Origin of the sequence: Isoptericola sp. AK164 (assembly GCF_029643425.1) — a bacterium.
In the GTDB taxonomy this organism is placed as follows: Bacteria; Actinomycetota; Actinomycetes; order Actinomycetales; family Cellulomonadaceae; genus Isoptericola; species Isoptericola haloaureus.
This window is the reverse complement of sequence record NZ_CP119106.1, coordinates 936,804-963,276: the sequence shown is the minus strand read 5'-3', so window position 1 is coordinate 963,276 and position 26,473 is coordinate 936,804. Positions and strand designations below refer to the sequence as shown.

General features: G+C 74.2%; 20 protein-coding genes and 1 tRNA gene. 9 read left to right on the top strand and 12 right to left on the bottom strand.

The genetic code is table 11. The features are described from left to right. Positions 1-36: 36 nt before the first annotated feature. The 4 genes from PO879_RS04360 to PO879_RS04345 all read left to right on the top strand — a co-directional run bounded on the left by PO879_RS04360 (position 37) and on the right by PO879_RS04345 (position 4,456). On the top strand, positions 37-1,095 hold the full coding sequence (locus PO879_RS04360) for an alpha/beta hydrolase-fold protein (RefSeq protein WP_278236704.1): 1,059 nt from the start codon (positions 37-39) through the stop codon (positions 1,093-1,095). Between the two features lie 111 nt (positions 1,096-1,206). Continuing rightward, positions 1,207-2,094, top strand: a complete 888-nt coding sequence (locus PO879_RS04355) for a helix-turn-helix transcriptional regulator (protein ID WP_278236703.1) — start codon at positions 1,207-1,209, stop codon at positions 2,092-2,094. Between the two features lie 85 nt (positions 2,095-2,179). Next, positions 2,180-3,088, top strand: a complete 909-nt coding sequence (locus PO879_RS04350; protein ID WP_278236702.1) for an aldo/keto reductase — start codon at positions 2,180-2,182, stop codon at positions 3,086-3,088. Between the two features lie 195 nt (positions 3,089-3,283). Beyond that, entirely contained in the window at positions 3,284-4,456 is a 1,173-nt protein-coding gene (locus tag PO879_RS04345) for an IS481 family transposase (protein ID WP_278236701.1), read from the top strand. Positions 4,457-4,514: 58 nt separating this feature from the next. On the opposite strand, the gene PO879_RS04340 is transcribed toward PO879_RS04345, so the two are convergent. From PO879_RS04340 to PO879_RS04330, 3 genes are all read right to left on the bottom strand, one after another. Continuing rightward, a tRNA-Met gene (locus PO879_RS04340) sits at positions 4,515-4,591 on the bottom strand. Positions 4,592-4,693: 102 nt separating this feature from the next. After that, positions 4,694-7,738 carry a UPF0182 family protein gene (locus PO879_RS04335; protein WP_278236700.1) on the bottom strand — a complete coding sequence of 1,015 codons (3,045 nt, stop codon included), beginning with the start codon at positions 7,736-7,738 and terminating at the stop codon, positions 4,694-4,696. 156 nt (positions 7,739-7,894) lie between these two features. Further along, the gene (locus PO879_RS04330; RefSeq protein ID WP_278236699.1) at positions 7,895-9,079 is read right to left on the bottom strand and encodes a PDZ domain-containing protein; all 1,185 of its coding nucleotides are present in this window, start codon (positions 9,077-9,079) and stop codon (positions 7,895-7,897) included. Positions 9,080-9,210: 131 nt separating this feature from the next. Here PO879_RS04330 and PO879_RS04325 point away from each other — a divergent pair, with 131 nt between their 5' ends. Beyond that, a complete protein-coding gene (locus tag PO879_RS04325; protein WP_278236698.1) occupies positions 9,211-10,653 on the top strand; it encodes a zinc-dependent metalloprotease in 1,443 nt (480 codons plus the stop codon). A 10-nt stretch (positions 10,654-10,663) separates the two neighbouring features. On the opposite strand, the gene PO879_RS04320 is transcribed toward PO879_RS04325, so the two are convergent. Continuing rightward, entirely contained in the window at positions 10,664-11,212 is a 549-nt protein-coding gene (locus PO879_RS04320; protein WP_278236697.1) for a M48 family metallopeptidase, read from the bottom strand. 128 nt (positions 11,213-11,340) lie between these two features. Here PO879_RS04320 and PO879_RS04315 point away from each other — a divergent pair, with 128 nt between their 5' ends. After that, entirely contained in the window at positions 11,341-12,435 is a 1,095-nt protein-coding gene (locus PO879_RS04315; RefSeq protein ID WP_278236696.1) for a ThiF family adenylyltransferase, read from the top strand. A 57-nt stretch (positions 12,436-12,492) separates the two neighbouring features. Here PO879_RS04315 and PO879_RS04310 read toward each other — a convergent pair whose 3' ends face one another. The 3 genes from PO879_RS04310 to PO879_RS04300 all read right to left on the bottom strand — a co-directional run bounded on the left by PO879_RS04310 (position 12,493) and on the right by PO879_RS04300 (position 15,406). Then, positions 12,493-12,777, bottom strand: coding sequence for a WhiB family transcriptional regulator (locus PO879_RS04310; protein ID WP_332902946.1), 285 nt, complete (start codon positions 12,775-12,777; stop codon positions 12,493-12,495). A 250-nt stretch (positions 12,778-13,027) separates the two neighbouring features. Then, a complete protein-coding gene (locus PO879_RS04305; RefSeq protein ID WP_278236694.1) occupies positions 13,028-13,186 on the bottom strand; it encodes a hypothetical protein in 159 nt (52 codons plus the stop codon). Positions 13,187-13,360: 174 nt separating this feature from the next. After that, entirely contained in the window at positions 13,361-15,406 is a 2,046-nt protein-coding gene (locus tag PO879_RS04300) for an ATP-dependent DNA helicase UvrD2 (RefSeq protein ID WP_278236693.1), read from the bottom strand. A gap of 59 nt (positions 15,407-15,465) precedes the next feature. Here PO879_RS04300 and PO879_RS04295 point away from each other — a divergent pair, with 59 nt between their 5' ends. Continuing rightward, positions 15,466-15,729, top strand: coding sequence for a mycoredoxin (locus PO879_RS04295; protein WP_278236692.1), 264 nt, complete (start codon positions 15,466-15,468; stop codon positions 15,727-15,729). Between the two features lie 21 nt (positions 15,730-15,750). Here PO879_RS04295 and nudC read toward each other — a convergent pair whose 3' ends face one another. Further along, complete coding sequence (gene nudC, locus PO879_RS04290) at positions 15,751-16,698, bottom strand: NAD(+) diphosphatase (RefSeq protein WP_278236691.1); 948 nt, start codon at positions 16,696-16,698, stop codon at positions 15,751-15,753. A gap of 74 nt (positions 16,699-16,772) precedes the next feature. Between nudC and PO879_RS04285 the strand changes: the two genes are divergently transcribed. Further along, on the top strand, positions 16,773-17,696 hold the full coding sequence (locus PO879_RS04285) for a macrolide 2'-phosphotransferase (RefSeq protein WP_278236690.1): 924 nt from the start codon (positions 16,773-16,775) through the stop codon (positions 17,694-17,696). A gap of 65 nt (positions 17,697-17,761) precedes the next feature. On the opposite strand, the gene PO879_RS04280 is transcribed toward PO879_RS04285, so the two are convergent. From PO879_RS04280 to PO879_RS04270, 3 genes are all read right to left on the bottom strand, one after another. After that, positions 17,762-18,133: a hypothetical protein gene (locus tag PO879_RS04280; RefSeq protein WP_278236689.1), complete on the bottom strand. Its 372-nt coding sequence runs from the start codon at positions 18,131-18,133 to the stop codon at positions 17,762-17,764. A 9-nt stretch (positions 18,134-18,142) separates the two neighbouring features. Further along, on the bottom strand, positions 18,143-21,553 hold the full coding sequence (locus PO879_RS04275) for an ATP-dependent DNA helicase (RefSeq protein WP_278237452.1): 3,411 nt from the start codon (positions 21,551-21,553) through the stop codon (positions 18,143-18,145). Positions 21,554-21,663: 110 nt separating this feature from the next. Continuing rightward, positions 21,664-25,086, bottom strand: a complete 3,423-nt coding sequence (locus tag PO879_RS04270; RefSeq protein WP_278236688.1) for an ATP-dependent DNA helicase — start codon at positions 25,084-25,086, stop codon at positions 21,664-21,666. A gap of 148 nt (positions 25,087-25,234) precedes the next feature. On the opposite strand from PO879_RS04270, the gene PO879_RS04265 reads away from it, so the two are divergent. Then, entirely contained in the window at positions 25,235-25,459 is a 225-nt protein-coding gene (locus tag PO879_RS04265) for a DUF3107 domain-containing protein (protein WP_278236687.1), read from the top strand. A 72-nt stretch (positions 25,460-25,531) separates the two neighbouring features. On the opposite strand, the gene PO879_RS04260 is transcribed toward PO879_RS04265, so the two are convergent. Continuing rightward, the gene (locus tag PO879_RS04260) at positions 25,532-26,239 is read right to left on the bottom strand and encodes a ferritin-like fold-containing protein (RefSeq protein ID WP_278236686.1); all 708 of its coding nucleotides are present in this window, start codon (positions 26,237-26,239) and stop codon (positions 25,532-25,534) included. Between the last annotated feature and the right edge of the window lie 234 nt (positions 26,240-26,473).

Here is a 26,473-nt window from a genome sequence, read left to right as displayed (position 1 = left end):
GTCCGGCACGACGACCGCGGCGAGAGGATCCCGAGCATGAGCACCGCACGACGGACGACCCGCACCCGGACGATCATGGCCGGGCTCGGCGTGACCCTGCTCAGCGCGTGCAGCCCACCGGACCCGTCCCCCGACGTCGAGGGGCGCGAGGCACCGAGCGCCACGGGGACGCACTCCCCCGCCGCGCCGGCACCGGGCGCCACCCCGTCGGGGTGGGAGGCCGTGCCCGACGGGTACTCGACGCCGGCCGAGCAGCGCGGCAGCCTCGTGGAGCTGACCTACACCACGACCCACACCGTCGCGCAGGACGGCGCCCAGGACAAGGACGCACTCGTCTACCTCCCGCCGGGCTACGACCCGGACGACGACGTCACCCGGTATCCCGTCCTCTACCTCATGCACGGGCTCGGAGGGGACCAGTACTCCTGGACGGGCCGTCCGGACCGGCCGACGCCGTTGCCGTCGATCTTCGACCACGCGATCACCGACGGGAGGATCGACCCCGTCATCGTCGTCACCCCGACGTACGACCCGAGCCCGGACTCCTTCGGCACGGCGGTCGCCGCGTTCCACCAGGAGCTGGTCGAGGACCTCGTGCCCGCCGTGGAGAGCACCTACCCCACCTTCGCGGAGACCGTCGACGCCGACGGCCTGCGTGCGTCGCGCGAGCACCGTGCGTTCGGCGGCTTCTCCATGGGGGGCGTGACGACGTGGTACCTGCTGGAGCACGCGCCGGACGTCTTCGCCGGCTTCCTGCCCATGGCCGGCGACAGCTGGAACGTCGTCATGTTCGGCGGGCTCGAACGGCCCGAGGAGACGGCCGCGAGCCTCGCCCGGGGCATCACCGGAGCCGGGTACGGGACCGAGGACCTCGACGTGCTCGCGGCCACGGGGTCGGGGGACTTCACGACCCCGAACATGGAGGCACAGATCCCCGCGATGGCCGAGCACCCGGAGGCCTTCGACCGCACCGACGACGGCTTCGAGGACGGCAACCTCGTGTACCACGTGGTCCCCGGCAACGCCCACGACTACCCCTGGGGGTACGAGTACGTCTACAACGGCCTGCGGATGCTGCCGGCGCTGCGGGACTGACGCCGCCGCCCCCCGCGCGGAGCCTTCCCCGCCGTCGGACGAGACGGCCACCGCGATGACGGGTACCAGCGGTAACTCCCTCGGCACGGTCCGGCGACCTAGCCTGGCCGTATGACGAGCCGTGACGACGTCCGCGAGTTCCTGTCGAGCCGACGCGCCAAGGTCAGCCCGGAGATGGTCGGCCTGCCCGCGGTCGGTCCACGGCGCGTGCCGGGCCTGCGGCGGGGCGAGGTCGCGACGGTGGCGGGCGTCAGCGTCGAGTACTACACGAAGCTCGAGCGCGGCGACCTGCGCGGGGTCTCCGACGAGGTCGTCGAGGCGATCGCCACCGCCCTGCGCCTCGACGCCGCCGAGCGGTCCCACCTGGTCGACCTCGCCCGGACCGCGAACGCCGGGACCCGGGCACGCCGCCGTCCGGCACCGCGCACCAGCCTGCGACCGAGCCTTCGCCACCTCGTGGACTCGATCACGACGGGGGCCGCCGTCCTGGGCAACCTGCGCGGCGACGCCGTGGCGACCAACGAGCTCGCCCGCGCGCTCTACGACCCCGTCTACCGGTCGCAGCCGGAGCCCCTGAGCTTCCCGCGGTTCACCTTCTTCGACCCGGCCGCGCGGGAGTTCTACCCGGACTGGGCCGAGATCGCCGACTCCTCGGTGGCGAGCCTCCGCACCATCGCCGGCCGCCACCCGTTCGACAAGGAGATCACCGACCTCGTCGGCGAGCTGTCGACGCGGTCCGAGGAGTTCCGCACCCGCTGGGCACGCCACGACGTGCGCCTGCACATCGAGGGGATCAAGCGGATGCGGCACCCGGTGGTCGGGCTGCTGGAGCTCGAGTACAACACCCTCGGCCTGCCCGGCGACGAGGGCCTCGGGATGACCGTGTACACCGCCGCCCCGGGGTCCGAGGCGCAGGAGAAGCTGGCCCTCCTCGCCAGCTGGTGGGCCTCGGAGAAGGCCGCGAGGACCCCCGGAGCCACGACGGCGTCGGAGCGCTGACGCCGCCACCACCGCCCGGGGTGCACCGGGCCCGCCGGTGCGCCCCGACGCATCGCCGCGACCACACCGACCGAAGGAGTGACGCATGATCCTGTCCGAGCACTACACGCTGTCCAACGGGGTCGAGATCCCGAAGCTGGGGCTGGGGACCTGGTTCATCAACAACCGGGACGTCGTCCGGGCCGTCCAGGACGCCGTCGACGTCGGCTACCGCCACATCGACACCGCTCAGGCCTACCGGAACGAGAAGGGCGTCGGCGAGGCGGTCCGCGCCAGCAACGTGCCGCGCGAGGACCTCTTCGTCACCACCAAGCTCGTTGCCGGCGCGAAGTCCTACCGCAAGGCCGTCGCCGGGATCGACCGCTCCCTGCGGACGCTGGGCCTGGACCACATCGACCTCATGATCATCCACAGCCCGCAGCCCTGGTCGTCCTTCCGGGGCGACAACCGGTACCTCGAGGAGAACCGCGAGGTGTGGCGCGCGCTGGAGGAGGCCTACGACGACGGCAAGCTCCGGGCGATCGGGGTGTCGAACTTCGACGAGCAGGACCTGGACAACATCCTCGGGACCGCCACGGTCGCGCCGATGGTCAACCAGGTCCTCGCCCACGTCAGCAACACCCCGCACGAGCTGATCGACTACTGCCAGAGCCGGGACGTCCTGGTCGAGGCCTACTCACCCGTGGCCCACGGCGAGCTGCTCACGAACGACCAGGTCGCCGAGATCGCCGCGCGGTACGACGTCTCGGTCCCGCAGCTCTCCATCCGCTACGACCTCCAGCTCGGGCTGCTGCCCCTGCCGAAGACCGCGAAGGTCGCGCACATGAGGAACAACGCGGACCTGGACTTCGTCATCTCCGACGAGGACATGGACACCCTCCGCCACGTCGACCGGATCGAGGACTACGGCGACGCGAGCGTCATGCCGGTCTACGGCGGCCAGATGAACCTGCGCTCGATGGCTCGCATGATCCGGCACTCGATGCGGCGCTGACCGCACGACGGGCACCGTCCGGACATGACGAAGGCCCCCGACCGAAGATCCGGTCGGGGGCCTTCCCGTGGTAGCGGGGGCAGTGTCTGGTCTCAGGACATCGGAATGGGGTGTCTCACGTCATCGGCATAGCGTGTCTCGGGTCATCGGCATGGGGCGTCGGGGCGATGCTCGATCGTGTCGAATCGCAGACTCGTGATCACCGCGGTCCTGGCCGGCGCATCGCAGAGCGAGGTAGCCCGCCGCTACGACGTCTCCCAGGGGTGGGTTTCACGACTCATGGCCCGCTACCGCGCCGAGGGCGAAGCAGCGTTCGAACCCCGTTCGCGGCGACCACACTCCTCCCCCCGCTCCACCTCCGAGCCCGTCAGGCAACAGATCCTGGCCCTGCGCAAGAGCCTTGCCGAACAAGGCCACGACGCAGGCGCCGAGACCATCGCCTGGCACCTGAACCACCACCACGACGTGATCGTCTCGCGGTCCACGATCCACCGGATCCTGACCCGACACGGCGCCGTGACCCCCGAGCCTGCCAAGCGCCCCCGCAGCTCCTACATCCGCTTCGCCGCCGACCAGCCCAACGAGACCTGGCAGTCCGACTTCACCCACTACCGCCTGACCCACCCGGGCGGCCGGCCCGGCAGCGACGTCGAGATCGTCACCTGGCTCGACGACCACTCTCGCTACGCCCTGCACATCACGGCTCACCGGCGCGTCACCGCCGCAATCGTGCTCGACACCTTCATCCAGGCCTGCGAACAGCACGAACACCCGGCATCAGTGCTGACGGACAACGGCATGGTCTACACCGTGCGATTCGCCGGCCGACCCGGAGGACGCAACCATCTCGAGCACGAGCTCTACCGCCAGGGCATCATCCAGAAGAACGGCCGCCCCAACCACCCCACCACCCAGGGCAAGGTCGAACGCTTCCAGCAGACGATGAAGAAGTGGCTGCGAGCCCAGCGCCACCAGCCGGCCACCCTTGCCCAGCTCCAGGCCCTGCTGGCGCAGTTCGCCGAGTACTACAACCACGCCCGACCCCACCGGGCCCTGCCCCACCGCTGCACACCCGCGACCGCCTACGCCGCCACACCCAGGGCCACGCCCCACCCCCACGCACGCACCGACAGCCACGACCGCCTCCGCCGCGACAAGATCGACAAGACAGGCTGCGTCACCCTGCGCATCGCCGGCAAGCTACGCCACATCGGCATCGGACGACCCCACGCCGGAACCCACGTCCTGCTCCTGATCCACGACCACGACGTGCGGGTCATCAACGCCGCGACCGGCGAGATCCTGCGCGAGCTCGCCATCGACCTCACCCGCGACTACCAGCCACGGGGCACCAACACCCGAAAATGACAAAGGCCCGAACCCACAAACGTGGGTTCGGGCCTTGCCGATGTCCTGAGACATCACATGGTAGCGGGGGCAGGATTTGAACCTGCGACCTCTGGGTTATGAGCCCAGCGAGCTACCGAACTGCTCCACCCCGCGGCGATGTCTTTAACTCTAGGACAGCGAATCGAGCGAAGTCCAATCGATCCGGGCGGATGGGACGCACGTCACAGCACGCCCCGTCCGCCCGGACCGGAGGACTCAGGGGTTCAGCTCACCCTCGGCCGCCAGCGCCTCCTCGAGCGCCGCCTGCAGACGCTCCTGCGCCTCGCCGTAGGCGGCCCAGTCGCCGTCCTGCAGCGCCTGGTTGCTGTCGGTGAGCGCCTCGTTGGCGTCCTGCAGCGCCGCGTCGAGCCGGGCCTGCGGCGACCCGTCGGTGGCGTCACCGGTGTCCTGCGTCTCGGTGGGCTCCGGCGTCGGCTCCGTCGTCTCCTCGGGAGTCGGCTCCGCCGTCGGCTCCACCGGCTCGCCGGTCTCCGGGTCCACCCGGTCGGTGGGCACCTCGGACTCGGCCTCGTCCGCGTCCCCGGCCTCGGCACCCGAGTCGCCGCCGAACACCTGGTCCAGCGCCTCGTCGAGCGTCTCGGCATAGCCGGTCTGGTCGCCGAAGGCCACCAGCACGCGACGCAGCAGCGGGAACTGCGTCCCCGAACCGGACTGGATGTAGACCGGCTGGACGTACAGCAGACCGCCGCCGACCGGCAGCGTCAGCTGGTTGCCGCGCACGACCTCCGAGTCGCCGCGACCCAGGATGTTCAGCTGCTCCGAGATCGTCGGGTTCGAGTTGAAGTTGTTCTGCACCTGACCGGGGCCGGGCACCGTCGAGTCACGCGGCAGCTCGAGCAGCCGGAGCGTGCCGTAGCCCTCGTCGACCTCCCCGTCGGTCGACCCGGCGTCGGCGTCCGCCGCCAGGTACCCGGTGAGGATCTCCCGGTCGGTGAAACCACCCGGGATGAAGGTGCTCGTCAGGGAGAACGCGGGGTCCTCCTCGCCCGGCATCTGCAGCGTCAGGTAGTACGGCGGCTGCTTGGAGGCCAGCGTGTCGTCACCGCCCACCGGGTCGTCCGGGGTCCGCCACTCGTCCGAGCCGGCGAAGAACTGCTGGGCCTCGGTGACGTGGTAGCGCTCGAGCAGGGTGCGCTGCACCTTGAACATGTCCTCGGGGTAGCGCACGTGCGACATCAGGTTGCCGGACATCTCCGAGATCGGGCGCACCGAGTCCGGGAAGACGTCGTTCCAGGCCTGCAGCAGCGGGTCCTCGTCGTCCCAGGCGTACAGCGTCACCGAGCCGTCGTAGGCGTCCACGGTGGCCTTCACCGAGTTGCGGATGTAGTTGACCTCGGGCGGCGCCTCGACCGGCAGGCCCTGGGCCGCCGCCGTCAGCGAGTCCGTCGTGGCCTCCTGCATCTGCGTACTCGCGGAGTACGGGTACGCGTCCGAGGTGGTGTACGCGTCCACGACCCACTTCACGCGGCCGTCGACGACGGCCGGGTAGACCTTGTTGTCCAGGGTCAGCCACGGGGCGACCTTCGCGACGCGCTCCTGCGGGTCGCGGTGGTACAGGATCTGCGAGACCTCGGTGACACGGTCGGAGAAGAAGATCTCCTCGTCGCCGAACCGCAGCGCGTAGAGCAGCCGCTGCATGAAGGTCCCGATGTCGGGACCGGCCGTGACCTCGTCGGTCGGGAAGCTGTACAGCTCCTGCTGACCACCCTCGGCGTCCGCCTGGTAGTCCAGCTCCCACGGGTCGGTGCCCTCGGGGGCGCCCACGATGGAGTACGGCGGGGCCTCGGGGCTGAAGTAGATGCGCGGCTCGTACCCGCCGGAGAACATGTCCGTCAGCGCGCCCTGGGTGGGGATGCCGCCCTCGAAGAACGCCGGCTGACCGTCCGGGCCGGGCTGGTTGCCGTAGGCCGCCACGACGCCGAACCCGTGGGTGTAGACCGTGCGGTCGTTGGTCCAGTTCCGGTCGGCCAGACCGCTGAGGTTCAGCTCGCGCACCGCGATGACGGTGTCGCGGGACTCGCCGTCGATGTCGTAGCGGTCGACGGCCAGGTTGTCCGTGAAGTTGTAGTACTGCTTGTTCTGCTGCAGCTGGCGGAACGAGGGGCTGACGACCTGCGGGTCGAGGAGCCGCACCTGGGTGGTCGTGCCCGCGTCGTCGCGCAGCTGGCCGGCCTCGGCCTCGGTGGTCGCCTCGTACTGCTGCGACTCGACCTCGTCGATGTCGAACGCGTCGAGGGTCGCGTCGATGTTGCGCTGGATGTACGGCGCCTCGAGCGACTGGGCGTTCGGGTCGACCTGGAACCGCTGCACGATGGCCGGGTAGATGGCCCCGATCGCGATCGCGGAGACGACCATGAGTCCCACGCCGATCGCCGGCAGCCGCCAGGTGTCCCGGAAGGCGGCGACCACGAAGAGGATCGCGACCAGCACGGCGACGCCCGTGAGGATCTCCTTGGACGGGATGACCGCGTGCACGTCGGTGTAGTTGGCGCCGTCGTACCGCTCGTGCCGGCTGGTGAGGATCGAGTACCGGTCCAGCCAGTAGTTCGCGGCGATGAGCAGCATGATCAGCGTGCCCAGCACGGCCAGGTGCACGCGCGCCGCGGTGGTGGTGCGCGGCGAGCCGTCGGTGATCGCGCCGATGCGGACGCCGCCGTAGAGGTAGTGGGTCACCACGGCCGCGATGGCCGAGATGACGAGCACCGCCATGAGGAAGCTGACCACGAAGCGCAGGGCGGGCAGCGTGAAGACGTAGAAGCCGACGTCGATGCCGAACTCGGGGTCCGCGCTGCCGAACGACTGCCCGTTGAGGGCCAGCAGGACGGTCTCCCACTGGGCCGACGCCGCGACACCGGCGAAGAAGCCGATGAGCACGGGGCCCGCGTACGTCACGACCTTGCGCAGCGGCTCGACCGCCTCGCGGTACTGGTCGAGGGTCGCCTGCTCGGGCGTCGACGGGGCGTAGACCGGACGCGTCCGGTAGCCGATCGCGAACGAGCTGTAGACGGCGGTCGCCATGAGCAGGAACCCGACGGTGAACAGCACGCCGCGGGAGATCCAGTGCGTCCAGACCACGTTGGCGTACCCGACCTGGGTGAACCACAGCACCTCGGTCCAGAAGTTGGTCAGGAAGAGCAGCACGACCACCAGGGCAGCCAGCACCACCAGGGTGATGAGCAGCGGGCTGCGACGTCGGGCCGGGGGCGGACCGTCTGGACGTCGGGGCGGAGCGAAGGACACGGTGCGGGCACCTCATTCGTGCTCGGGTCGGGACACGTGCGTCGGACATCGGGACAACGTCCCGGCGTCGTTCCAGGTTCCCACGTTTCCGACACGTCGGGCGACCACAACACTCACGAGTCGGTCACGATCGGCGCCGGCGCCGGATCCGCCCCGTCAGGCGCCCGCGGCGTCGGCCTCGCAGGTGGGCAGACCGGACGTCTCTCCGGCACCGATCGCCCCCATCGCGTCACGGGCCTCGGCGAGGGTGCTCACCGACACGACCCCGAGCCCGTCGGGGACGTGGCCGGCCACCTGGGGGCAGTTGTCCGACGGCGCGAGGAACCAGCCGGCCCCGTCCCGCAGCGCGCCGTACATCTTCTGCTCGATCCCCCCGATGGGCCCGATCCGCCCGTCGACGTCCACCGTGCCGGTCCCGGCCACCACGGCGCCCCCGAGCTCGTCCTCCGGGGTCAGCAGGTCCACGATCCCCAGGGCGAACATGCTGCCGGCGCTCGGGCCGCCGATGTCCTCGAGCTGGATCGTGACGTCCACCGGGAAGTCGTACTCGGGGTCGAGGAGCACGCCGAGCAGGGCCCGGTCGTCACCCTGGCCGGTGGTGACCGTGAGGTCGGCGGGCTCGCCCTCGCGCTCCACGCCCAGCACGACGTCGTCGCCCGGCGTCACGTCGTCGAGCGCGGCCAGCAGCTGCGGATAGGTGTCCACGGGCTTCCCGTCCAGGGCGACGATGACGTCGCCCTCCTCGACCACGCCCTCGGCCCCGGTGCCCTCGGCCGCGGCGACGACCGTCATCGTGGTGGGGACCTCGTAGCCGAGCTCGGTCAGCGCCGCGACCGACGCGGACTCCTGGGAGCTGAGCATCTGGGCCTGGCCCTGCTCCTGCTGCTCCTCGGAGGTGATCGGCTCGGGGAAGATCGCCTCGACGGGCTGCACCGACCGCTCCTGCGAGGTCCAGCCCCACAGCACGTCGCCGAAGAGCACGTCGCCGCCCGGTCCGCCGAAGACCGAGACCGTGGTCAGGCGCAGCTCGCCCGAGGCGGGGTAGGTCTCGGCGCCCGAGATCTCGATGAGGGGCACCTCCGTGGCGCTCTGCCCGTCACCGGCGTCCTGGGCCCCGAGGGTGTCCTCGGTCGGCCCCGGCGTGCGGATCGCGTACGGGGCGGGCGTCACCATGAGCACGGCCGCCAGGATCGCGGTGGCCAGCAGCGAGGCGACGAGCGTCACCGACCGCGGGCTCATCCGGCGGTGCGGCACGCCCTCGCGGGCGCGGGGCACGTCGATCGGGGCCAGGGCCTGCCCGTAGCTCGCGTACGGCTGATGACTGCGGTCCTCGAAGCTCACCGCTCCATCATCACCGATGTCCGGCGTGCGCCGTGAGCGAAAGCCGGAACCCGGGCAGCGCCCCCGACGTCGGACACGGATACCGTGAGCGTGCGGCGGACGCCGCACGCGGAAGGAGCCGAGGACATCCCATGAGCGACCTGCCCGACGACCACGACGACCGCGAGCAGATGCTGCGGGACGCACTGCGCGGCATCTTCGGCGACCGGACCGACGAGGTGCTGAGCCAGATGCGGGCGCAGGGGCTGGACCCTGCGGCCCTGATGGGCGGCGCCGCCCCCGACCCGGCGACCATGCAGCGGCTGATGTCCCAGCTCCAGCGGGTGTTCACCTCCTCCGAGGGCCCCGTGAACGCCGAGGTCGCGCACGACCTGGCGCGCCAGGTCGCGGTCGCCGAGGGCGACCCGTCCCTGACCGGCGGGCAGGCGAAGTCGGCGACGGAGGCCCTGCGCGTCGCCGAGCTGTGGCTCGACGCCGTCACCGATCTACCGCCGTCGGGCGGTCCGACCCGGGCCTGGAGCCGCAGCGAGTGGGTCGAGGCGACCCTGCCGGCCTGGCAGCGGCTGGTGGCGCCCGTCGCGTCCTCCGTCGCGGACGCGCTGGCCACGGTGCTGCGCGACCAGCTCGGCGACGAGGGCGCGGGGGCGCTGGGCATGCCCGGCATGCCCGTGTTCCCCGGGGGCGGGCTGGGCGACCTGGACCCGGCCTCGATGATGCGCGGGCTCGGGTCCGCGGTCTACGGCATGCAGGTCGGCCAGGCCGCGGGCACGCTGTCGCGCGAGGTCTTCGGCTCGACCGACGTCGGCCTCCCGCTGCTCGAGGACCACGCCACCGTGCTGCTGCCCACCAACGTGGCCGCCTTCGCCGAGGGGCTCGACACCCCCTACGACGAGGTGCAGCTCTACCTGGCGCTGCGCGAGGCGGCCCACGCCCGGCTGTTCGTCCACGTCCCCTGGCTCCGGGCGCACCTGCACGCCCTCGTGGAGCAGTACGCCCGCGGGATCACCATCGACCTCGACGCGCTCGAGGAGCAGGTGCGCGGCGTCGACATGTCCGACCCGGAGGCGCTGCGGGGCGCGCTGTCCGGCGACGTGTTCGGGCTGCACAACACCGACGAGCAGAAGGCGACGCTGCTGCGGCTGGAGACCGCGCTCGCGCTCGTCGAGGGCTGGGTCTCGGAGGTCGCGGCGACCGCGTCCCTGGCGCACCTGCCGCACTCGGTGCCGCTGCGCGAGATGATCCGGCGACGTCGCGCGGCGGGCGGCCCGGCCGAGCACACCTTCAAGTCGCTCGTCGGCCTGGAGCTGCGTCCGCGCCGTTCCCGGGACGCGGCCGCGCTCTTCGCGCACCTGCTGGCCACCGGCGGGCCCGAGTCCCGCGACGCCGTCTGGGACCACCCCGACCTGCTGCCGGGCACCGAGGACCTCGACGACCCGGCCGGCTACCTGGACCGTCGGCGGGAGCAGGCCGAGGAGCAGTCGGACGTGGACGCGGCCCTGGCGCAGATCTTCGGCGAGTCCGACGACGACCGGGGGCCGGACTCGGACGGCCGCGCGGAGGACTCCGGGTCCTGACCCGGGCCGGTCAGCCGGCCGACGACCCGGAGTCGGCGTCGTCGTCCGGGGCACCGTCCCCGGCGAAGGACACGCCCTCGAGGAACCCGCGCGCCCGCTCGGTGCGGGGATAGGACTCGAGCAGGCGCCAGAAGTCGGGGCCGTGGCCGGCGTGCAGCAGGTGTGCCAGCTCGTGCAGGAGCACGTAGTCGATGACCCACTCCGGCATCCCCTGCAGGCGGGTCGACAGCCTGATGGAACCGTCCACGAGCGTGCACGAGCCCCAGCGGCGCTCCTGGTTGGACACCCAGCGCACGCTGGTGGGCCGCGCCCGGCCGTCGAGGTACTTCACCGAGAGCTCGTGCGCCCGCTCGACGAGCTCGTCGTCGGACGGGCGGCGACGCCGCTCCTTGTCCTCGAGGCGAGCGAGCATCTTGGCCACCCACTCGCGCTCCTGGGCCTGGGAGAAGCGCGCGGGGATCGCGACGACGGTGCGGTCTCCGTCACGAAAAGCGCTCACCGTGGCGGTCCGACGGCGGCTCCGTCGGACCTCGACGGACGCCAACGTGTCCCGGGCCACCCCACGAGAATACCGGGAACACGTCAAGACTGTGTGACAGCACACACCCGAACCGCCCGATCCGGACCCGTCCACAGCACTGTGGACGGACGCGGCGGGCTCGCGCACCACCGTGCCAGGTTGTCGTCATGGCCTCTGCCGACACCTCCGCTCCCGCCCGCCGACTGCGGCTGCGCCGGGGGACGCCGGTCCTGGACCGCGGCTCCGGGACGCTCCAGCTCGGGTCGGACCACCGGTGGTCGCTGCTGGTCTCCGGGCTGTCCGACGCCGAGCGGACCTGGTTGCACGAGGCCGCCGCCGCGCGCCACGGCGACCTGGAGCACGGCGCCGCCCGGCACCGGGTCGCGCCGGAGCGACGCGCCCGGATCCTCAGGCTGCTGGCCGACGCCGGCTTCCTCGTCCCGCCGGCCGCCCCCGCCGCGTCGGTCCGGGCCGCGGCCGGCGGTGCGGCGGACGCGCCCGCGCTCGCCGCGCTCCGGGTCGACGGCGACGGGCTGCGCACCCTCGCCGGGCGGGCACGCTCCCGGGTGGCCGTGGTCGGGCTGGGGCGGCTCGGAGCGCTGCTCGCGGCACACCTCGCCACCGCCGGGGTCGGCACCGTGCTGCTCGACGACGACTCCCCCGTCCAACTCGTCGACCTGGGAGTCGGCGCCTACGACGAGGTCGACGTCGGGCACCGGCGCGCGTCGCGCCTGCGGCGCCGGCTGGCCGAGCAGCACCCCGGGACGCGCGTGGCGACGACGTGGCGTGACGAGGCTCCGCCCGACGCGGTGGTCGTCTGCACCGGTGCAGGCCGACCGGAGGACTTCGCCCGGCTGATGAGTCACGGCATCGCCCACCTGCCGGTCGTGGCCGGCGAGGCCGGTCTGGAGATCGGGCCGTTCGTGCGACCCGGCGGGACGGCCTGCATGGCCTGCCGGTTCCACCACGACGTGGACGCCGACCCCGACTGGCCGCGGCTCGTCGGCCAGCTCGCCGGATGGGCCCTGCCCGCCGGGCACGAGACGGTGCTGGCCACGACCGGGGCCGCCCTCGCCACCGGTCAGGTGCTCGCGCACCTCGACGGCGGTCGGCCCGCCGCGGCGGGCGCGGTGCTGCAGGTCGGGCTGCCGGACGCCCTGGCACGGGTCCGCCCGCTGTCGCCGCACCCGGACTGCGGGTGCACGGCGCCCGCGCCTCCCCCGGTCCGCCGGGTCCCGGCGACGCGGCCGGCGCACCCGTAGACGGAGGCGGCGCACCGGTCGGGGTGCGCCGCCTCAGGGGTCGACGACGAGCACGGCTCAGGCCGCCTGCTCGCTCTTGCGTGGCCGGCCCCGGCCCCGCTTGCGGGCCACGACGACACCGTCGACGAACACCTCGCCGCCCCAGACGCCCCAGGGTTCGTTGCGGTCGAGGGCGCCGGCCAGGCAGCCCGCCTGCAGCGGACAGGTCCGGCACAGGGCCTTGGCCCGCTCGACCTCGCTGGTGTGCTCCGCGAACCAGAGCTCGGGGTCGTTGGTCCGGCACGGCAGCAGCTCGGCGAACTGCCGGTCCAGCGCGGCCGCCTCGGCCGGGTCCTGGGTCACGGGTTGGTGGGGGGTCCACTGGCGGCTGCCGCCGGCGGGGGTCGCATCGACCAGCCGCTCGTCCAACAGCTGTGCGAGACGCACGATGTTCCTCCGTCAGGTCCTGGGTGTGGTGTGAACGTCGGTGTTCAGGACCTGCGGGTGGTCCCCTGGGGTGCAGGGGGCCGGTTCGTCCGGCCGACGATGGCCGTCTCCTGGTCAGGAATGACGAAGGCCGCGGGTCCCGGGTGGACTCCGCGGCCTGGACCGGTCAGTGGACCGGATGCCTCCAGGGAGCGGAGCCGGGTGCGAGATCGACGAGAGCAACGCCTGCTCCGCCGCGCGTGCGCAGACGCACAGCCGGAACGACAGTGATGAAGGCGTACTTCTCCCCCGTCGCGATGCCGGTCGCGCCGATGTTCTGCGTCATCGTGTTCATCTCGTGCCCACCTCCTCACTGGTCTCGGGCGCCCACCTCTCGGTGGTCACCGCAACGAACTCGGTCTCCACGAGCATAGACCGCCCCGGGGTGCTCGCCACATCTTTTTCGGAACTTTTCTCGGCAACGTCCTCCCGGCTGCCCGCGGGCCCTCCGCGGGTGCCGTCAGGAGGCCTCGGACGCCCCACGCACCAGGTCGAGCAGGGTCTCGCCGTAGCGGTCGATCTTGGCCGGTCCGATGCCGTTGATCCGCGCCAGCTGGGCGGTCGAGGACGGCCGCAGCTCGGCGATCGCGGCCAGCGTCGCGTCACCCAGGATCGTGAACGCGGGCTTGTCGACCTCGCGGGCCACGGACAGCCGCCACTCGCGCAGGGCGTCGAACAGCGCCACGTCGGCCTCCCCGGAGAGCTGGGACCGGGCCTGCCCGCGAGCGCCCCGCCCGGCACCCCCGCGCCGCCCGCGCCCGTCGTCGGGCCACAGACCGTCGAGGAACCGGGTGCGCTTGCGCGAGGCGCGTCCGCCGGGGTTGCGGGACCGGGCGTAGGAGATCTCCAGGTGCTCGCGCGCCCGGGTGATCCCGACGTACAGCAGCCGGCGCTCCTCCTCGACACCCTCGGGGGTCTCGGCCAGGGAGATCGGCATGAGTCCCTCGCTCATGCCCGCGAGGAACACCGCGTCCCACTCGAGCCCCTTGGCCGAGTGCAGCGAGGCCAGCGTGACGCCCTCGACCGTCGGTGCGTGCTGGGAGGCCGCCCGTTCGGCGAGCTCGTCGACCAGCATCGGCAGCGTCGCCGGCGCGTCCTCCGGCGCGGCGGCGGCCAGGTCGTCCGCGAGCGCCACCAGCGCCTGCATGGCCTCCCAGCGCTCGCGCGCCGCGCCCCGGGCGTGGGGCGGCTCGCCGGACCAGCCGGCCGAGACGAGCACGTCGCGCACCTGCTCCGGCATCGGCTGGTCGGGGTCGGCGGAGCGCGCGGCACCCCGCAGCAGCACGATGGCGTCGCGGACGTCCTTGCGGGTGAAGAAGCGTTCGCCGCCGCGCACCTGATAGCTGACGCCGGCCTCGGACAGCGCCGACTCGAAGGAGGCCGACTGCGCGTTGGTGCGGTACAGCACGGCGATCTCGCTGGGCCGCACGCCGTCGGCGACGAGCCGCGCGGCCCGCGCGGCGATGCCGGCCGCCTCGGCCTCGTCGTCGTCGTGGGTGGTGAAGGAGACCGCCGGCCCCGAGGGGCGCTGCGCCACGAGCTCCAGCGCCCCGGTGACCCGGCCGCGACGCAGCAGGTCGTTGGCCAGGGAGACCACCTGCGGGGTGGAGCGGTAGTCCCGGACGAGCTTGACGACCTGGGCGTCGCGGTACGTGCGCGTGAAGTCGAGCAGGTAGTGCGGCGTCGCACCGGTGAACGAGTAGATGGTCTGCGACGGGTCGCCCACCACGCACAGCTCGCGCCGGTCCCCCAACCACTGGTTCAGCAGGAAGTGCTGCAGCGGCGAGACGTCCTGGAACTCGTCGACGACGAAGTGGCGGTACTGGGAGCGCACCTGGTCGGCGACGTGCGGGTGCGAGCCGAGCATGTCGGCGAGCATCAGCAGCACGTCCTCGAAGTCGATGACCCCGCGCTCGGTCTTGACGTCCTCGTAGGCGCTGATGAGGCGCGCCACCGTCTGGTGGTCGTAGCCCGACGGCGGCGGTCGGTCGTCGGCCGCGGCGGCCCGCACGTAGTCCTCGGCGGTGACGAGCGACACCTTGGACCACTCGACCTCGCTGGACAGGTCGCGCACGGCGACGCGGTCGACGCTCGCCCCCACGCGCCGCGCGGCCTCGGCCACCGCCGGTGCCTTGTGCTCGAGGATCTGGGGCGGCGCGCCGCCGACGATGCGCGGCCAGAAGTAGCCGAGCTGGCGCAGGGCGGCCGCGTGGAACGTGCGCGCCTGCACGCCGTGGGCACCCAGGTCGCGCAGGCGGGTGCGCATCTCCCCCGCCGCCCGGGCGGTGAAGGTCACGGCGAGCACCGACGTCGGCGGGTAGGCCCCGGTGCGCACGCCGTAGGCGATCCGGTGGGTGATCGCCCGGGTCTTGCCCGTGCCGGCGCCCGCGAGCACGCAGACGGGACCGGTCAGCGCGAGCGCGACGTCGCGCTGCTCGGGGTCGAGGGCGTCCAGGATCGCGTCGGGATGAAGCGGGGCGCCCGGTGAGTTGGTCGTGAGGGACATCGTCTGCGATTGTCGCAGCCGATCCCGACACCGACCCCGGTTTCCCCAGGAGGACCACGATGACCCTCGCCCCGACGCTGCCCGAGCCCGGCACCATCACGATGTACTCCACGCCGTGGTGCGGCTACTGCCGGCGCCTGCGCACGCAGCTCGACTCCGAGGGCATCGGCTACACGGTGATCGACATCGAGGAGCAGCCCGAGACGGCCGCGTACGTCGAGCAGGTCAACGGCGGCAACCGCACCGTGCCGACGGTCGTCTACCCCGACGGGTCCGCCGCGACCAACCCGTCGCTGGCCGACGTGCGCTCCGCCCTGTCCTGATGCGTCCCGGAGCTGCCGGGGTCACCAGGTGCCCGGCAGCTCCGCGCCGTACCACTCTTCGATGAGGGCCCGGGCGATCGAGTGCCGCCCGGGCAGCAGCAGCTCGCGGGAGGCGGCCGCGTCGTACAGCTCGTCGCGCGCGAACCAGCGCGCGTCGGTGACCTCCTCGTCGTCGGTGCGCACCTCGGTCCCGATCGCCCGCGCCCGGAAGCCGAGCATGAGCGAGGCCGGGAACGGCCAGGCCTGCGAGCCCCGGTAGACCACGTCGCCGGGCTCGGTGCCGACGACGACGCCGGACTCCTCGGCCACCTCGCGACGCACCGTGTCCTCCAGCGCCTCGCCCGCCTCGACGAAGCCGGCCAGCGTCGAGAACCGTCCCGCCGGCCACGTGGCCGCGTGCCCGAGCAGCAGCCGGTCGGCGTCGTCCACGACGGCCATGATGACCGCGGGGTCGGTGCGCGGATAGGTCTCGCGCTCGTCCACCGGGCAGTGGCGCGCCCAGCCGCCCTGGACCACGAGGGTCGGTGTGCCGCAGCGACCGCAGCGTCGGTGCGTGGCGTGCCAGCCCGCCAGGGCCACGGCCTCCACCGACAGGCCGTGCACCAGGACCGTCGCGTCGTCGTCCTCCGCCAGCGCCTCGGCCTGGCCGGAGGTCAGCTCGCGCAGCCCCGACCACCCGTCGGCGCCCTCCGGCGGTGCGAGGCCCTCGTCGTCGGGCAGCAGCAGCGCCGCGTAGGACGCGCCGTGGTCCTCGCCGAGGTAGACCCAGGTCCCCTCGGGCAGCCCGCCCGGGGCGAGCAGCGCCGCGCGCGGCGACTCGTGGCCGACGACGGCGAGACGCTTGCGGTGCAGGACCAGCACCCGGGTGTCAGGTCCCCGCCGCAGCCGGTCGACGAGGTCGCTCTCGGAGCGCCGGTGCGCGGCGCGGTCGTGGCGGGTGCGGGAGAACGGCAGCTCCAGGGGGTTCACGCCTGCGACCGTACGCCAGGACACGCCAGCGGACGCACCGCTGCGGCGCCGGTACGGCCCATTACGGTGGGACCGTGCCCCGAAGTCCCCTCGCTCTCGCCGCGCTCGCCACGGCTGCCGTGCCCGGCCTCGACGCGCGGTCCGTGCACCCCGACGACGTGCCGGGCGACTACGACGTCGCCATCGTCACGACCGGGGACGGCGCGGAGTGGCTGGTCCGCGCACCGTCGACGACGCTCGCCGGCGCCGCCCTCGAGGCCGAGATCGAGCTGCTCGAGTCGCTGCACCTGTACGTCGAGGCGGGCGTGCTGCCCTTCACCGTGCCCCGCGTCGCCGGGTCGGCGCTGCTGCCCGAGGGCGGTCGCGCCGTCGTCCACCGGCGCCTGAGCGGCAGCCCCCTGGACGTCGCCGCGCTGCGCCCCGGGCCGGGGCTCGCCGCCGACCTGGGGCGCACGCTCGCCGCGGTGCACGAGCTGCCGGTGGCGGTCGTCGAGGCGTGCGGGCTGCCCTGCTACACAGCGGCCGAGTACCGCGAGCGCCGCCTGGTCGAGCTGGACGAGGCGGCCGCGACCCGGCGCGTGCCGACGCGGCTGCTGCGCCGGTGGGAGGCCGCGCTGGAGGACATCAGCCTGTGGCGGTTCCAGCCGGTCGTCGTGCACGGGGACCTCGCCCCCGACCAGGTGCTGGCCTCCGGGAACCGGGTGGGCAGCATCAGCGGGTGGTCGGAGGCGCGGGTCGCCGACCCGGCCGACGATCTCGCCTGGCTGCTCGCCGCGGCGCCGCCGGAGTGCGTGGACGCGATCATGGAGGCCTACCGGCTGCGCCGGACCGAGCTGGCGGACCCTCGCCTCGTCGACCGCGCCCTGCTCGTGGGCGAGCTGGCCCTGGCCCGGTGGCTCATGCACGGGGTGCGCCGCGGCCTGCCGGACGTCGTGGCCGACGCGGAGTCGATGCTCGCCGACCTCGACGAGGCCACCCGGGAGGACACCCCCGCGTGACGCTGTGGGCGTGAAATCTGCAGGTCCTCAGCGGTGCCTGCCTGCAGATTTCCCGCCCACAACGGTCAGGAGAGGGCGACCAGGAGGGCGAGCACGGCGAGCACCACGGTGACGGGTGTCATCAGGAGCCGCTCGGGACGGCTGCGGGAGATGGCGTTGGGCACGATCGACAGCGCGAACCACCCGACGACCACCCACATCGCCACGCGGGCGACGCCGTCGGGCAGCACGTCGATCATGCCCGCGCGGTCCAGCGCGACGACGGAGACCGCCGCGTAGACCAGCACGGCGACCAGGCTGCCGACGCGGAGCCGCGCCGGGAGCACCCGGTGGCGGCCGCCCCAGACGAAAGCACCCAGCGGGGCGCCGCAGGCGACCAGCACCTGGAACAGAGCGAGCAGTGCCAGGACGACGACGAGACCCACGGCTGCGACCACGGGAGCAGCCTAGGAGCCGCGGACGAGCGCTTCCAGCCCGGCCTCGTCGAGCAGCTCGGCGGGCCGCACCGTCGTCCCGGAGGTGACGTAGACGAACGCCGCGCCGACCTTCTCCACGGGCAGCCCCTTCCAGCGCGACCACGCCAGCCGGTACGCGGCGAGCTGGACCTCCCGCTGGGCGCGGTCGGCGGGGTCGGTGGGTTCGCGTCCCGTCTTCCAGTCCACGACGACGACGGCGGGCGGCTCGCCGGGTGCCGGCGGCGGTGCGTCGGGATCGACGAAGACGGCGTCCATGCGCGAGCGCACCATGACACCGCCGATGGGCGTCTCCACGTCCTGCTCGACGGCGACCGGGGTCCGCGCCGCCCAGGGCGTCTGCTCGAAGCGCCGGCGCAGCTCGTCCAGGGCGAGGTCCGTGGCGGTGTCCTGCTCGTCGGCACCGGGCAGGTCGTCGACGTCCACGAGGGAGGCCGCGGAGTAGAACTGCTCGACCCAGGCGTGGAACAGCGTCCCGCGGCGGGCGTGCACCGTGGGTTCGGCGGGCACCGGCCGGCGCAGCTGGCGCGCGAACTCGTCCCGGTCGCGGGACAGGCGCACCAGCCCGGAGGCCGAGACGTGCGCGGGCATCTCGACGGTGGGCTCGTCGTGCTCGGCCTGCTCGGCGAGCAGGATCCGGGACAGCTCGACGAGGTCGTGCCCGGCGACGTCGCGCAGCGCGCCGTCGTCCGGCACCGCGCCCTGCCGGGCCGCCTCGGTGACGCGGGCGGCGGTGGCACGCAGGACGTCGCGCGGGGAGACCTCCGGACCTGCGGTGTCCCGCGGCGCCGGCCACACGCCGGACCGCTCGAGGTCGTCCCGGGGGTTGCCGTCCGTGGCGTCGGGCAGCGCGTGCCAGCCGCTGGTGTCGACGAGGCCCTCGGCGGCGAGCTCGACCAGGAACGGCGAGACCTGGCGCGGCCGGGACCCCGTCCCCCACCAGTGCGCGGTGCAGAAGAGCTCGCGGCGGGCCCGGGTGAAGGCGACGTAGGCGAGCCGGCGCTCCTCGGCGAGCTGGTGGGCCCCGCAGTCCAGGACGAACTCGTCCCGGCGGGCGACGAGGTCCTTGGTGTCTTCCGCCTCGTCGAGGCGGAAGACGGGCAGGTCGTCCGCGTCGCCGCGCAGCGGGTAGGGCAGCTCGCCGAGGCCCGTAAGCCAGCCGGAGTCGGTGCGACCCTTCGACGTCTCGGCGATGGTCGGGAAGACGCCGTCGACCAGTCCGGGCACCGCCACGACGTCCCACTCCAGGCCCTTGGCGGCGTGCGCGGTGATGATCTGCACCGCGTCGGGGTCGGGCTCCCGCACGGGCATGTCCAGTCCGCGCTCCTGATCGTCGGCCACGCCCAGCCAGGCCAGGAACGCACCCAGCGTCGCCAGGTCGGCGGACTGCGCGAACCCGGCGGCGACGTCGCGGAACGCGTCCAGGTGCTCGCGGCCCCGGCGGCTCACCCCCTCGGCGGCCGTCGCACCGCCGGTGGCGACCAGCCCGTCGGCGAGGATCTCCGCGGTGGCGACCTCGACGTCGAGCCCGAGCGCCCGCTCGGCGACGACGACCAGCTCGGGCAGGGACAGGTACGTCAGGGAGCGCAGCCCGCGCAGCAGCCGGGACAGCGCGGCCAGCCGGGCATGCCCGTCGGGGGTGAGCACGCGGCCGTCCCGGGCGGCCCGGCCGGGTTCGGGCAGGTCGTCCAGGGCGTCGACGAGGGAGCGGTGGTCGACGACGTCGCCCTCCACGACCGTGGGGTCGTCCGTCTGCGGGCCCCCGAGCCCTTCGGACCCCTCGGATGCTGCGTCGGTGCGCGACGGGGAGGGCCGCGGGGCGTCGCGGCGCGCCAGGTCGGCGGCCCAGGATCCCAGCGCGTGCAGGTCGGCGGCCCCGAGGTTCACGCGCGGCCCGGTCAGCAGCCGCAGCAGCGAGTCGCCCCGCGAGGGGTCGTGGACGGCCTCCAGGAGCGCGACGACGTCGACCACCTCGGGCGTGCTCAGCAGGCCGCCCAGGCCGACCACCTCCACGGGCAGGCCGCGCCGGCGCAGCGCCGTCTCCAGGGCCGGGAACTGCGACCGCACGCGGCACAGCACCGCGGCGGTGACCCGGTCGGAGGCGTCCGGGCGGCTCGACCGACGCCAGCGGGCGGCCACGAAGTCCGCGACAGCCTCGGCCTCCTCCTCCAGGGTGGCGGCCACGTGGGCGGTCACGGACCCCGTGCCGGCGCCGGGGCGCAGGTCCAGCGGGGGCACCCGGACAACACCGGCCCCGTTCTCCTCGCGCAGCGGGCGGGACGCCACGTTGGCGGCCTGCAGGACGGCGTCGTCGTTCCGCCACGACGTGCTCAGGTAGCGCACGGCGGCCGTGCCGCCGTCGGCGTGCCGGAACCGGTCGGGGAACCGCGACAGCCCGGACGCGGAGGCCCCGCGCCAGCCGTAGATGGACTGGTGCGGGTCTCCCACGGCGGTCACGGGGTGGCCCCCGCCGAACAGGCCGGCGAGCAGCTCGACCTGCGCGTGGGAGGTGTCCTGGTACTCGTCGAGCAGCACGACGCGGTAGCGCGCGCGTTCGCCCGCGCCGACCGCGGGCACGGTGCGCGCGAGCTCGGCGGCGAACGCCACCTGGTCGCCGAAGTCGAGGGAGTCGGTGTGGCGCTTGCGACGCCGGTACTCGGCGACGAGGTCGAGCAGGCGGGCCCGTTCGGCCACCGAGCCGATGAGCGCCTCGACCTCCTTGGTGCGCTGCCGCTGGCGCGGACCGAGCGGCAGGTTCTCGAGACGCTCGACGACGTCCTCGAGCGCCGCGCGGGCCTCGTCGACGTCACGCAGGTGCTCCCCCAGCGCCCCGGACAGCGACAGCACGGCCCCGACCACGGTGCTGACCGCCTTCTCGGTGCCCAGGTCGCCGTCCCAGGACTCGACGATCTCCGCCGCGAGCTGCCACTGGTTCGCCTCGCCGAGCAGCCGCGACCCGGGCTCGACGCCGAGGCGCAGCCCGTGGTCACCCACCAGGGAGGCGGCGTACGCGTGATACGTGGCGACGGTCGGGCGGGCCAGCAGGTCCAGGTCGGACGACGACCCGCCCCGCGCCCGCGCGAGCTGCCCGAGGCGGGACTGCACCCGCGCGGACAGCTCGCCGGCCGCCTTGCGGGTGAAGGTCAGGCCCAGCACCTCCTCGGGCTCGACCAGCTCGTTGGCCAGGAGCCACACGACGCGGGCCGCCATCGTCTCGGTCTTGCCCGACCCGGCGCCGGCCACGACCAGCACCGGCTCCAGCGGCGCCTCGATGACGGCCACCTGCTCGTCGGTGGGGGCGGGACGCCCGAGCAGCCCGGCGATGTCCCGGGCCGACAGCCGCGGCGCCGCGGGCTGCGCGTCCTCGTCGTCCGGGCCGGCCAGCGCGGGGAAGCCGAGCTGCGTGCTGCGGTCCTGCTCCGGCAGGGCGGACCAGGCGGCGTCGTCGAGCAGCAGCTCCTCGTCGCGGCGCGGCCGGCCGGCGTCCGACGTCGTCACGAGATCACGCTCCGTCCCTCGGTCTGCACGGGGCAGCTGCGCCGCACGGGGCACATGGTGCACAGGTCGTTCTCCCGGGCGGTGAACGCCGAGGCGGCCATGGTGTCGGCGGCCTGCTCGACGAGCGCACGCGCCCAGCTCGACCCGTCGGGCTCGACCTCCAGGGCCGGCTGGGTGCGCAGGGTGGCACCGCGGGCGCCGTTGGCGACGTAGACGAGCCGCGCCCCCGCGCTGCGGACGCCGTCGGGGAGCTCCAGGGCACCGGACTCGACGGCGAGCTGGTACGCACCGAGCTGCGGGTTCTCCGCCGCCTTCGCCTGCGCGGGCATCGACCGGCCGGTCTTGAGGTCGGCGACGACCACGCCGTCGTCGTCGGGCTCGACCCGGTCGATCTTGCCGCGCAGGCGCGCACGGCCGACCGTCAGGTCGAACGCGGGCTCGACGAGCAGCGGCTCACCGTGCTCGGCGGTGTAGGCCGCCAGCCGCTCGATCATGGCCTCGGCGCGGCGCCGGAGCTGGCGGGTGGGCCATCCCTCGGGCAGCGCGAGCTCGGGCCAGCGGCGGTCGAGCTCGGCGCGCAGCACCGACAGCGACGCGGCGGGGTGCTCCTCGGCGATGCTGTGCACCAGCGTGCCGAGGCTCTGGTGCGTGGCGTCGGGCGCGGTGCCCCCCGCGGACTCGAAGGCCCAGCGCAGCGCGCAGGAGTCCACCGTGTCGACCTTGGAGGGCGAGACGGTCACCTCGTCCTCGGGTCCCCACAGGGGCGCGTCGCTGGAGGCGTGCGCGACGCCGTACCAGGTCCGCGGGTCGGCCTCGGCGATCCCCGCCTCCGCCAGCCGGGCCAGCAGCGCGGCCGCCGTCCCGGCGGAGGTGTCCGCGTCAGCGGCGCCCCCGTCGGCACCCTCGCCCTCGTCGGCACCCGCGCCGGCGCCGGTGCCCGCGTGGGCGTCGGCGGCGGGCTCCTCGCCCGTGTCGTCCCCCGCGGCGAGCCGCGCCGTGGCGGCCCGGACCAGCTCCGCCCGCGCGGCCGCGACGATCCCACGCAGGTCCAGCGGCGGGCCGACGCCGACGCGACGAGGGTCGGGACCCTCGCCGTCGTCGCCGCGGGGGTCGACGAGGTCGCAGAACACCGAGGGGCTGTCCTCGGCGTCCTCGACCGCCGTGACGAGCAGCCGGCGGCGGGCCCGCGAGGTGGCGACGGCGAAGGCGCGCAGCTCGTCGGCGAGCACCTGGGCCCGCGCCTCCTTGCCCACGCCGTGGGCGTCCGCGGACCGGCCGGCGAGCAGCTCCACCAGCGCCTGCGAGCCGAGCAGGGAGTCGCGCAGCCGCAGGTCGGGCCACACGCCGTCCTGGACGCCGGCGACCACGACGACGTCCCACTCCCGGCCCGCGGCCCCGGCCGGTGTCAACGCCTCGACCGACCGGGTCCCGGTCGCCGAGGCCGCGAGCGAGTCGGCCGGGAGGTCCTGGGAGGCGAGGTAGTCGACGAACGCCCCGACCGGCGCGCCGGGCATCCGCTCGACGTACGTCTCGGCCGCGCGGAACAGCGCGAGCGTGGCGTCCAGGTCCCGGTCGGCCCGCACACCGGCCGGACCGCCCGCGAGCGCCAGGTCGCGCCAGCGGTCCGCGAGGCCCGTGGCGGCCCACACGGCCCACAGCACGGTCTGGGCGGTCGCCCCCTCGACGGCGGCGGCGTCCCGGCCCGCGGCGAGCACCCGCGCCACGGCGAGGGGCCCGCGGCGCACGACGGCCGGCAGGGTCGCCGCACGGTCCGGGTCGCCGAGCACCTCGACCAGCAGCGCGTCCGACGAGCGCCCGCCCCCGCCCGAGAGCTCCTCGGCCCGCAGCGCGCGGCGCAGCCTCCGCAGCGCGACGACGTCCAGGCCGCCGACCGGTGAGGTGAGCAGCAGCGCCGCGGTCTCCGGGTCGAGCAGCGGCGGCGGTTCCGGGGAGCCCTCGGCCAGGATCCGGTCCAGGGGTCCCGGTCCGGCGCAGACCCGCAGGGCGGCGAGCAGCGGCACGACGGCGGGCTCGTCGCGCAGCGGAACGTCCGATCCGAGCAGGGCCACCGGCACCGAGGCCGCGACGAGGTCACGCCGCAGGGAGGCCAGCCGGTCGCCGCTGCGGGCGACCACGGCCATGCGCTCCCAGGGGGTGCCGTGCAGCAGGTGCTCCGCCCGGAGCTCACGGGCGATGTACGCGGCCTCCTGGGCGGCGCCGGCGAGCACGGCGACGTCGGCCCGCGCGGCGTCGTCCGGCCGGGTGTCGCCGTCCTCCGCTCGGGTGTCGCCGTCGTCCGGCCGGGCGGCCGCGCCACGGTGCAGGGCTCCCGAGACGGTCGCGACGCGGGACGTGACCGCGCGCGTGACGTCGCGCAGCCGCTCGGGCTGACGCCACGCGCTCCCCAGGACGACGGTGCGCGCGTCGAAGGCCCCGACCTCGCCCCGGCGCGCGGCGGCACGGCCGACCAGCCCGGGCACGGCACCGCGGAAGCCCTGCACCGCGACGTCCGGGTCGGCGAGGAGCGCGAGCCGGGCGCCGTCGTCGTGCAGCACGCCGAGCAGCCGCGCGGTGGCCACCGTGGCCTCCTGGTAGTCGTCAACCACGACGAGGTCCCAGCGCGGCGCGGGGGTGTCGGGGAGCTCGTCGCGCCAGGTGGCCAGCGCGTGCGCCGCCTCGTCGACGACGACGGCCGGGTCGTACCGCTCCCCGGCGTCCGGGGTGCCGAGGCGCAGCGCCATGACGTCCAGGTACTCCTCGTACAGGCGCGCCCCGAGCTCCCACTCGGGCCGCTCGTGGCGGCGGCCCAGCGCGGCGAGGTCGGCGGGGGCGAGCCCACGCTCGGCGGCCCGCATCAGCAGGTCGCGCAGCTCCTGGCGCAGCCCGCGCAGGCCCAGCGACTCCTCGGGCAGCCCGTCGGGCAGCGGCAGCGGGGTCCCCTCCCCCGCGAGCCGGCCCTCCAGGAGCTCGGCGAGCACGAGGTCCTGCTCGGGCCCCGAGACCAGGGTGGGCGCCGGTTCGCCCAGCGCCCCGGCCCGGGTGCGCAGCACCGAGAACGCCGCCGACGCCGCGGTGCGCACCATCGGCGCCCCGATCGTCCGGTCCGCACCGGCGGCCACCTCGTCGCGCAGGCGAGCCGCCGAACGCCGGGTCGCGGCGAGCACGAGGACGCGGGCCGGGTCCAGACCGTCACGGATCGCCCGCACGGCGATCTCGCGCGCGACCGTCGTCCGGCCCGTGCCCGGCGCGCCCACGACGAGGCAGGCGGGCGCCGTGAGCGCCTCGGCGACCGCGGCCTCCTGCGTCTCGTCCAGCACGACCGCGGCCCCGGCGTCCTGCGCGGGGGCCGGCGGCACCAGGCGGACCGCGGCGCGGGCAGCGCCGGTCGGGACGCCGGGCGAGGGGGCGGTGGCTGTCACGGGGACGATTCGACCACGACCCTCCGACACCCCGTCGGCGTTCACCCTGCGCGGACGGCGCCGCCGACCCACCCCCCGGGTGCATAGGATCAGGTCAGCCAGATCCACCCGGCGTCGCAGGCGCGACGCCGATCGCGAAGGAGACAACGTGGAGATCACGATCGGTGTGCAGAACCTGAACCGCGAGCTGGTGGTGGAGACCGACCAGAAGCCCGAGGAGGTCGCCGAGGCTGTCCGCGCGGCGCTCGAGGGTGGCAAGCCCTTCGAGGTCAAGGACACCAAGGGGCGCCAGATCCTCGTGCCGTCGTCCGTGCTCGGCTACGTGGAGATCGGCAGCGGCGAGCAGCGCCCGGTCGGGTTCGGCTCGCTCTGACGCCGCGGACCGCCTCCGGCGACGCGGCCGGGACGACGGCGGGACGGCGGCCGTCCCGCCGTCGTCGTCCCGCTAGGCCGCGAGCCGGAGCCGGTCCATGCGCCGCGTGTGCTCGGCGGTGAGCCGCGCGACGAGCCACGTGCGCGCGCCGTCGGGCTCGACCTCGTCGGCGCCGTGGGCGGCGGGGGCCCGTGCGGCAAGCTCGTCGAGACCCGGGTGCTGGTCCAGCAGCACCGTCACCAGGCTCAGCGCCTCGCCCACCACACGCCGCCCCCACAGGGCCAGGCGCGAGGCCAGCACCTCGTCGCCGGCCCCGAGACGGCCCAGCACCTCGATGGCCTCGGCGTCGGCCCCCGCCTCCGCGCCCGCTGCCGGACCGGGTGCGGGCCGGTCGAGCACCTCGCGCAGCTTCTTGCCGACGGGGTCCTCCACGCCGGCCGCCAGGGCGCGGCAGAAGTCCTGGGCGACCCCGTGCCCGACGACGCCCTTGAGCACGCCCTCGGCCCAGTCGTCGGTGCGGGTCCGGGTGTCGAACTCGGTCAGCGCGTCGGCGAAGGGGGCCATGACCTCGGCCGCCGAGCCCTCGACCACGGCCAGGACGGCCCGCTCGCGGTCGAGCGCACGGTCGGCGCCGTCGGCGAGTGCCTGGCGGACGGCCAGGTCGGGAGCGTCCACCGACCGGGTGGCGAGCAGCCCGAACTCGGCCAGCTCGGAGTAGGCGGCGAAACCCACCAGGTCGACGACGGCGGCGGGCACGGCGGAAGGGCGCTGGCTGCTCACCGGACCAGGATAGGTGTCCCCGTGTCGAACGCCTCACCCGCCGGCGGGGTGCGTCCGATACCATAGCCGAGTACCTCGGTTGCCCGGTCGTCTCGATGCTGACCTGACGCGCACACCGCGCGACGTACTTCCGCGATCGGCTGCCGACCACTCCGGCGCAGCGTGCGATCCGCGGCCCGACCGCGAGGTCCGTGGCGCCGACGACATGTGAAGGCACCAGTGACCACAGACACC

Excerpts from the sequence above, each read along its gene's own strand:
- PO879_RS04315 (WP_278236696.1), top strand. The coding sequence starts at position 11,341 with ATGGCCTCTGCCGACACCTCCGCTCCCGCCCGCCGACTGCGGCTGCGC.
- PO879_RS04355 (WP_278236703.1), top strand. The coding sequence starts at position 1,207 with ATGACGAGCCGTGACGACGTCCGCGAGTTCCTGTCGAGCCGACGCGCC.
- PO879_RS04360 (WP_278236704.1), top strand. The coding sequence starts at position 37 with ATGAGCACCGCACGACGGACGACCCGCACCCGGACGATCATGGCCGGG.
- PO879_RS04325 (WP_278236698.1), top strand. The coding sequence starts at position 9,211 with ATGAGCGACCTGCCCGACGACCACGACGACCGCGAGCAGATGCTGCGG.
- PO879_RS04300 (WP_278236693.1), bottom strand. The coding sequence starts at position 15,406 with ATGTCCCTCACGACCAACTCACCGGGCGCCCCGCTTCATCCCGACGCG.
- PO879_RS04350 (WP_278236702.1), top strand. The coding sequence starts at position 2,180 with ATGATCCTGTCCGAGCACTACACGCTGTCCAACGGGGTCGAGATCCCG.
- PO879_RS04295 (WP_278236692.1), top strand. The coding sequence starts at position 15,466 with ATGACCCTCGCCCCGACGCTGCCCGAGCCCGGCACCATCACGATGTAC.
- PO879_RS04305 (WP_278236694.1), bottom strand. The coding sequence starts at position 13,186 with ATGACGCAGAACATCGGCGCGACCGGCATCGCGACGGGGGAGAAGTAC.